We start from the raw sequence: 7312 nt of genomic DNA, 5'->3' as shown, positions 1-7312 counted from the left end.
CGTAAGATCGTCGGCAGCGTCAGATGTGTATAAGAGGCAGCCCCCGAGCGCTGTGACCCGCCTGACAGACTGACACGGGAAACGTGTGCGTGACATGTCGCCGGATCATGCACAATAAGGCGGGAGCGCCCTTAGCTCAGCTGGATAGAGCACCGGACTTCTAATCCGACGGTCGCAGGTTCGAATCCTGCAGGGCGCGCGTTCTGTGAGCAGCACAAAAGAGCCCCTGACCAGCGGGAACGCGGGTCAGGGGCTCTCTTGGTGTGTGCGGTGATGTGCGGTCAGCGGCGGGTGACTGCGGCTGGCTGTGCCAAATGCGTGCGCAAGATTCGAGCTAGCTCCGGCTCCTGCCCACCCTGTGCCGGACATGAGTGATCCCGACAGTCGGTCGCATGGACTGTTCGGTTGCGCGGACAACTAGGCGGTCGGGGTGGCTGAATCCGGCGGCCACCCCACCATACGCCTCGGCGTAGGGCCAAGCCCCGTTCTGAGTTACCGGGCGAGCCCCGGAGTGCGTTGCAGAGGATCGGACGCCAGGTGGCAGTTGCCGCCTGGCGGGGTGGCCGGCGCTAAGAGCATCTCCGGCGCCCTCTCGGGCAGCCGGTCGCTTTCCGCGGCAGTGCGAGCGCCCGGTAGCCGCGGTCGCCAAGGTCCCGCACGAGGTCCCGCACGGTCATGATCCCCGGCGCTGAGCGCCTTGCCGGCGGCGATGCGCATGCCCTCCGGCATCGTCGCGTCGTCCGCGGCGATGAACGCGCCCACCGGGTCGGAGCCGGCGTTGGCACCGCCATGCGTGTGGACGTCGATGAGGGCCCGGCACCAGGAAGGCGTCGGCGCCGGGGTCGACGAGCGGCACCGTGTCTGGAGGAACGGCGCGCGTCGCGTCCACGCCGGTGATGCGGCCGTCACGTAGGTGCCCGTGACCGAACCGTGGCCTCAGCGCGCGAGCCTGGTTCGCACGCCGGAGAACTCGAAGTCGTAGACCGTGTTGTTGACCTGGAGCCCGTCGACGGCGCCGACGAACGGGTTGTCCCTGCCCTTGGAGAACCCCAGGCTGAGGCTGACCACCGCGTTGGGCAGCCGGGTCTTGAGGTCGGCGAACGAGCACGGCGTGGCCTGGGTGCAACCGATGGCGGTCCCTGTGGCGCCTGTCGCGTACCACCTGCTTCCGGTCGTGGATGCGTCGTACTGCTGCCAGACGTTAGGGGTGCGAGTCGCGGGAGCGGACGGGCTGGTGGAGGAGTCGGGAAGGTAGACGAGGCTCGTGTAGTCGGCGGTGCCGACGTTGGGATCGGCCTCGATGGTGATGTTGGGCAGGCTGACCCCGGCCAGAGAGTCGACGCCCGCGAATACCCAGTACCTCAGCGTGCGGATGGAGGAGAGTCGATCGCCCGCGAAGATGGTCTCGTTGCCGAACGCGATCTTGTCGTTGCCGCTGCCGACGATGATGCCGAGGCTACCTTGGCCGTAGGGTGGTGCCTGGGTGGCCGCGAACGCGGTGCCCGTGCGTCCGTAGGGACCCTCGCGCAGGACCGCGTTCGGCCCGCCCAGAGTGTTACGGCCGATGATGCCCCACCGGCTGCCGGAGAGGAGGCCCGGCAGGCCCGGCAGGCCCGTCTGGCCCTCCGTGGTTCCGGAATCGGCCTGTACCGGCTCCGCGTCGCCGTACGCCGACTGTGGTGCGGCCATCAGCGTGACCGCGCCCACGACGATGAGGCCCGACAGCCGGCCTGCCAGCAGTTTGGATGTGTTCACGAATCCCCCGCAAAAGAAAGTGCCACTAATATCGCGCATATCGGACATATGCTTTCGGTCCGATAGCGATCGCGGCCGGTGTCATATCCGGCGGCAAAGCCGGCTAAGCGCGATGAGTACCGATTTGGCGAGGACCTTAAAGATGGGTGAGGCCGTCGCGGTCCCTCGACAGGGCCGTGAGCGGCTCTTGTGTCCACCACCGACAAGGCCCTGGATATGTGGAGGCGTAGAGATGCCGTGCCATCGGCCACTCGTGGGAGATCGAAGGGAGACCGGCAGATCTGAACGTATCGTGCTCCGCCCGGGACGACCGATACCGATCGATGCGACCTGCTCTCGCCTATCTGCACAAACGTCGGAGAGTGACATCATCCGTCACCATCCGATTCGCAACACGGCAGACTTCCAATCCGACGGTCGCAGGTTCGAATCCTGCAGGGCGCGCGACCAAGACCAGGCAATCCACGGGTTGACCTGGTCTTCTGCATGATCGGCCCGGTTGTCCCGTAGGCAGCGGGAGGCGGTCGGAAGCAGCCTGTGCCACTGTTCACGGAACATATGCGGCTGCTCGCCACGTTTCCCCAGGTCGGCGCGGTAGTTCGAGCTCCGGGACAGCGGCAGGACCCCGAGGTGTCCCGGGGTCCTGCCGGGGCTTCTGGCTCACGCCGCGAGGGCGTCCAGGATGCGCCGGTTGGCGATCTCCCGTCGATGCACTTGGCGTACACGCGGAGCATCACGTCCACGCCGTGTCCAGCTCTCTCGGCCGCTTCTGGGGCGTGCACGCCCGCATTGATCCAGAGCGAGACGGCCGCGTGCGCAGGTCGTACGGTCTGCCCGCCAGGGGGAGGCCCCGCACCTGCTCGGTTCGAAGACCGAGACCCAAGGTCAGGGCTTCATCGACAAGCATTCGTCGGGGTCCAGCGCGGCGCCGCGGTCGAACTCGGTGGCGAAGGCGTCCTCACCCAAGGCGGACCGGGCCCGCACGGTGATCCGATCGACGTCGCCGCGTTCGGCGGCGGGCAGCGGCGCCCCCGCCGAGCGCCGGGCCGCGTCGGCCCGGCCCAGCAGCCGGGCGGCCTGGCCATGGCGCCCCTTGAGGGTCTGGGCACCGGCCAGCCCGTCCAGGGCCAGCGCGATCGACCGCAGGTCGCCGACGGCACGCGCGATGGTGAGGCCGTCGAGGTGCCGCGCCAGAGCCGTCTCGGCGTCGCCGCGTTGTTCGGCGACGAAGCCGAGCTCGGCCATGACCAACGAGGTGCCCTGCGCGAGCTGGTGCCATGCGAGCAGGCGGTTCAGCAGGTCCTCAGCGCGGTCGAGCTCGCCCGCCCTGCGTGCGGTGAGGGCGAGACCAAGCTCCGCATATTGCTGCCCTGTCCTGTAGTTCTGCTGATCGGCCAAACGTTGGGCTCGTTCGTGGAGCTCTCGTGCCCGCACGAGGTCACCCCTCAGCGGGGCGATCCGGCCGAGACCGCTGAGCCGGTCGGCGACCTCGGGCCCGAGTCGTAGCTCTTCGGCCGTGCGCAGTCCGTCCTCATGGAGGCGGGCGGCCCGCTCGTAGTCACCGGTGACGGACTCGGCCAGGTAGGCCAGCGGGCGGATGGTCTGCGACCGTCCCCAGCGGTCGCCGAGCTCACGGAACAGCCGCGAGCTCTGCTCACCGTACTGTTCGACCAGTTGCAGTTCGCCGCGGACCATGGCGTGGCAGGTCGCGGTGCTGAGCGCCGCGGCGGTTCCCCACCGGTCGCCGATCTCGCGGAAGGCGCTGAGCGCCTGAGTCACGAGATCTTCGCTGGCGGCCGGATCGGCGGCGCTGGTGTACAGGGCGAATCCGAGGAACCACTGCGCTCTGGCCCGCTCACCGGGTCCTCGATGTCGCCGAACGCCTGCTTGGCCGCACAGGTGCGGGCCTCATGGCCGTAACTCTGCCCGGCCAGGAGCCGCAGGCCGGCCAGCCAGGCCCTGCCGGTGGCGCGCAGGCCGGCCGGCACGTTGTCGCCCGCGGCCAGCGCCCGCTCGAGAGCACTGGCCGCCTGGCCGAGCCGGCCGAGCAGGCCGAGCAGGCCGAGCAGGCCGAGCAGGTACCAGCACCACGCGAGGCTGACGGCCAGGTCGAGCGCGCCGGCGTCGTCGCCTTCGTACACCATGCCGTCCAGCGCACTGGCCAGGTTGGCGCTCTCGTGGTCCAGCCGGTCGAGCCACTGACGCTGCTCGTGCCCGCGCAGCCGCGGCTCGGCGCGTTTGGCCAGCGCGAGGTAGTAGCGGTGGAAGCGATGCCGTACGCGGTCCAGTTCGTCCGCTTCGCGCAGACGGTGCGACGAGGCGGGCCAGCAGGTCGACGACCCGCTGGGAGCTGATCTCGTCGCCCGCGCACACCGTCTCCGCGGCTCGGAGGGTGCAACCTCGGGGGTGCACGGCCAGCCGGCGCAGGACGACCCGCTCCGGCCCGGTGAGCAGGTCCCAGCTCCAGTCGATCACCGCGCGCAGGGTCTGCTGGCGTTCCGGCAGGTCCCTGCGTCCGGTGGCGAGGAGCCGGAACCGGTCGTCGAGGCGGCTGACGAGCTCGCGCACGCCCAGGCCGACCGCGAACGTGTCTTCGAACCGCAGCCGCGACCGGGGCGGCACCGGCCTGGGCCTGGCGGTCGCCCGCGACATAGCGCTCGCCCATCAAGGGATTCTCCAAGCCGAGTATTCGCCCCTCGGCGGCGCCCCATTCGTGCTCCGGCTGCCCGCGCACACGACCGACCAGGAATGACGCCCCCACCCGCGAACGTGTTGCAGCAGCCGCTCCGTACTCCGGTTCTGCCTTGAGGGTGACGATGCATTCGTCCGTGACGATCAGGAAGACCTTGCCCGCCACCTTGTAGACGTCCAGCTGCTCGGTGAACGGGACCCGGGCCGCGCCAGTGCCGTGTCGCGCACTCTGTCCTGGAGCTTCTCGCCGCTGATGGACATGACGAAGGTCAGGCGCGGCGGCCGTAGGTACGCGGATCCACGGGCTGCTCGGACTGGGGAAGCCCGCCGACCACAAGACGGTAGGAGTCGATCACGAGCTCCTTCACTAGCTTCTCGTCGATGGTGCCCCCGCCTTCCACCGTGATCCAGTGTCTCTTGTTCATGTGATAGCCGGGGGTGATGTCCGCGTACTGCTCACGCAGGGCTGCGGCGTCGCCCGGGTCGGCTTTCAAAATCACGACGGGGCGTCCTGGCATGTCGGTCATGAGCATGAAGACCTTGCCGCGCACCTTGTAGAGGTGCCAGTCGGGGCCGACACGATGCTCCAGGTCGGCGCCGGGCAGTCCCACACCGCAGTCGCCCGCGATCTTCTGCAGCTCCTGTCCGTCCAAGGTGATCAACTCCTCCATCGATCCGAGTGCCCTGACCGCCCGGCCAAGGACCAAGGTGGCGTCTTCCGCATGGCCGCCACGAACGGCGGCGCATGACCCGTCGGCCGGACTGCGGCCATCCGCTCCCTACGGACATACGCGGATGACTGTCTTTCCGCTGCGTCGCGTGGTCGGGTTGAGGGCGCCGATGGCATCGTCGAGGTTGGCGACGTCACCGATATTGGTCCGCAGCCGTCCGTCCCGCACCCGCTGCACGATCTCAACGAGTTCAGCGCGATCGGCTTCGACGACGAAGTCGATGGCCAGGCCGTCAGCGGGCCGTGCTTCGACGGGGCCGACGATGGACACCAGCGTTCCCCCGGCCTTGATCAGGGCGGCGGACCGCTTCTGAACGTCGCCGCCGATGACATCGAAGACCAGGTCGACGCCCCCGACGTCTTTCAGCGTGTCGTTCTCGAGGTCGACGAACTCGTGCGCGCCATAGTCGAGCGCCTTCTCGCGGTCGGCGGCGCGTCCGGTGCCGATGACGTAAGCGCCGGCCTCACGCGCGAGCTGGGTCACCATGGTCCCGACTGCCCCGGCCGCGCCATGGGCGAGGACGGTCTGGCCGGCCTGGAGGCGGCCGTGCTGGAACAGCCCCTGCCACGCGGTCAGACCTGAGATCGGCAGGGACGCGCCTACCGTGAAGTCGACGTCGCCGGGCAGCGGTGCGAGGTTGCGTGCTTCGATCGCCACGTACTCCGCGAGGGTGCCGTCGCGGTGCCAGTCGGCGAGGCCGAACACCCGCTGCCCGACCGACAGCCCTGTCGTGCCGTAGCCGAGGGCGGTGACCACTCCGGCCAGCTCGTGGCCGGGGATCGACGGTGTCTTGTCACGGCCGGCGCGATCGGCCCAGGTCGATGGCCACTCCATCTCAGTCGGGACGAAGCCCGATGCATGAACCTGAACGATGACGTCGTTGATCGCCGCGGACGGCTCAGGCCGCTCCGTCAGCGTCATCCCGGCCGTTCCCGCGGCCTGGTCGGTTACCACAATGGCTTTCATGGGGATTGTCCCCTTCCTGTGTGGGTCTTGGATTCCGGGTGGGTGTTCAGATGAAGGTGAACAGCTGGTCGGCGTCGAATCGCGAGATCGGGTTGGTGTACGTCCTCTCCGGGTCGGGGTAGCCGAGGGCCAGCAGCACCGTCGTGCTGTGTCCGGTCTCGCGGATCTTGAACGCCTTGTCGACGCTGGTCGGGTCGAACCCTTCCAGCGGCGTGGCCTCGACGCCGAGCTCGGCGGCCGCCATCATGGTCAGGCCCACCGCCATGTAGGTCTGCTTCTCCATCCAGTGGTTCAGGTCCTTGTAGCCGTAGCTGCGCAGGTTGAGGAAGTCCCGGGTCATGGATTCCCACAGTTCCTGCTTTGACGGGTCAGGGAACCGGCCGTCGGCCCTCTCCTTCCTGAACACCGCCTCGAGGTGGCTGTCAGACACATCTGCCCGGGTGGTGAGGATGATGGTGTGCGACGCGTTCAGGATCTTCTCGGCGTTGTCCTGGAATCGTTCGCCCAGGTTGTTGGCGAGCCGCTCTTTGCCTTCGGGCGTGGCGAGGACGTAGAAGTGGTTGGGCTGTACGTTCACCGATGACGGCGTCGAGCGCAGGAACCTCAGCAGCTGCTGAAGGGTTTCCTCCGGAATGGTCTTGCTGGGGTCGAAATACCTGGTGAGGTGCTTGTTCATGAGCTTGTCGAGATTCATGTCAATCTGCCTTCTTCTTGCGATACGTGGGTGAGGAGCGGTGGTTCGCGTGGTTGGGCTGGTTCGTGCCGCGGGCACGCAGGTCGCTGACGCGCTCGAAGCTGATTCCTGTCGTCGCGGCGGTGAGGTCACTCGTCACGAGAGCCTTAGTGGCATGTTCGAGTGCCTCCATTACGTGGGTGTAGTGGTGTAGAGGGCTGGACCCACGCTGATGCGCTTCAACCTTCTGTAGTTCCGCGACAGTCAGTACCTTGTCCGCCGGCAGCGCGACGGTGGTGACGATCGCGACGAGTGCGTGAGGTCGGACCGGCCGAGCATGGCAGCGAGCGCTGCTGACGATGTCGCGATGGCCTCGAAGCCGGGATCGGCCGGCATCAGCGCCGGGAGGCCGTCCCACGCGTTCGGCATGACGAGCCACCGTCGTGGGTGTGCAGTGCCATGAATGTCTCATAGAGTTCGGAGCCCGGCATGCCGC

At 68.0% G+C, this 7312-nt stretch carries 9 protein-coding genes and 1 tRNA gene; 2 read left to right on the top strand and 8 right to left on the bottom strand.

Translation table 11 applies throughout. The annotated features are described in order from the left end of the window. Positions 1-125 precede the first annotated feature (125 nt). Positions 126-199 (top strand) — tRNA-Arg (locus tag C1J01_RS21870). A gap of 737 nt (positions 200-936) precedes the next feature. On the opposite strand, the gene C1J01_RS21860 is transcribed toward C1J01_RS21870, so the two are convergent. The 3 genes from C1J01_RS21860 to C1J01_RS21845 form a co-directional block, all read right to left on the bottom strand. Then, positions 937-1755, bottom strand: a complete 819-nt coding sequence (locus C1J01_RS21860; protein ID WP_111180834.1) for a hypothetical protein — start codon at positions 1753-1755, stop codon at positions 937-939. Positions 1756-2640: 885 nt separating this feature from the next. Beyond that, positions 2641-3534 (bottom strand): tetratricopeptide repeat-containing protein, encoded by an 894-nt coding sequence (locus tag C1J01_RS52290; RefSeq protein WP_235854585.1) that lies wholly within the window; start codon positions 3532-3534, stop codon positions 2641-2643. Continuing rightward, positions 3531-3899, bottom strand: coding sequence for a hypothetical protein (locus C1J01_RS21845; RefSeq protein ID WP_111180833.1), 369 nt, complete (start codon positions 3897-3899; stop codon positions 3531-3533). Before C1J01_RS21845 ends, C1J01_RS52290 begins: the two co-directional genes overlap by 4 nt. A 443-nt stretch (positions 3900-4342) precedes the next feature. Between C1J01_RS21845 and C1J01_RS49990 the strand changes: the two genes are divergently transcribed. After that, positions 4343-4507 (top strand): ATP-binding protein, encoded by a 165-nt coding sequence (locus C1J01_RS49990; RefSeq protein WP_181448896.1) that lies wholly within the window; start codon positions 4343-4345, stop codon positions 4505-4507. 208 nt (positions 4508-4715) lie between these two features. Here the strand turns inward: C1J01_RS49990 and C1J01_RS21835 are convergent, their stop codons facing one another. The 5 genes from C1J01_RS21835 to C1J01_RS53800 form a co-directional block, all read right to left on the bottom strand. Further along, a complete protein-coding gene (locus C1J01_RS21835) occupies positions 4716-5117 on the bottom strand; it encodes an MmcQ/YjbR family DNA-binding protein (protein WP_111180831.1) in 402 nt (133 codons plus the stop codon). A 108-nt stretch (positions 5118-5225) separates the two neighbouring features. After that, entirely contained in the window at positions 5226-6143 is a 918-nt protein-coding gene (locus C1J01_RS21830; protein ID WP_111180830.1) for an NADP-dependent oxidoreductase, read from the bottom strand. A 46-nt stretch (positions 6144-6189) separates the two neighbouring features. Then, a complete protein-coding gene (locus tag C1J01_RS21825; protein ID WP_111180829.1) occupies positions 6190-6837 on the bottom strand; it encodes a nitroreductase family protein in 648 nt (215 codons plus the stop codon). A 1-nt stretch (position 6838) separates the two neighbouring features. Next, positions 6839-7009 (bottom strand): hypothetical protein, encoded by a 171-nt coding sequence (locus tag C1J01_RS51345; RefSeq protein WP_220040032.1) that lies wholly within the window; start codon positions 7007-7009, stop codon positions 6839-6841. A gap of 71 nt (positions 7010-7080) precedes the next feature. Then, positions 7081-7281 (bottom strand): isocitrate lyase/phosphoenolpyruvate mutase family protein, encoded by a 201-nt coding sequence (locus C1J01_RS53800; protein WP_369122763.1) that lies wholly within the window; start codon positions 7279-7281, stop codon positions 7081-7083. Positions 7282-7312 lie beyond the last annotated feature (31 nt).

The organism is Nonomuraea aridisoli (assembly GCF_003236395.1).
Classification (GTDB): domain Bacteria; phylum Actinomycetota; class Actinomycetes; order Streptosporangiales; family Streptosporangiaceae; genus Nonomuraea; species Nonomuraea aridisoli.
The sequence above is the reverse complement of the archived record's forward strand: the minus strand, read 5'-3'. Positions and strand labels throughout refer to the sequence as shown.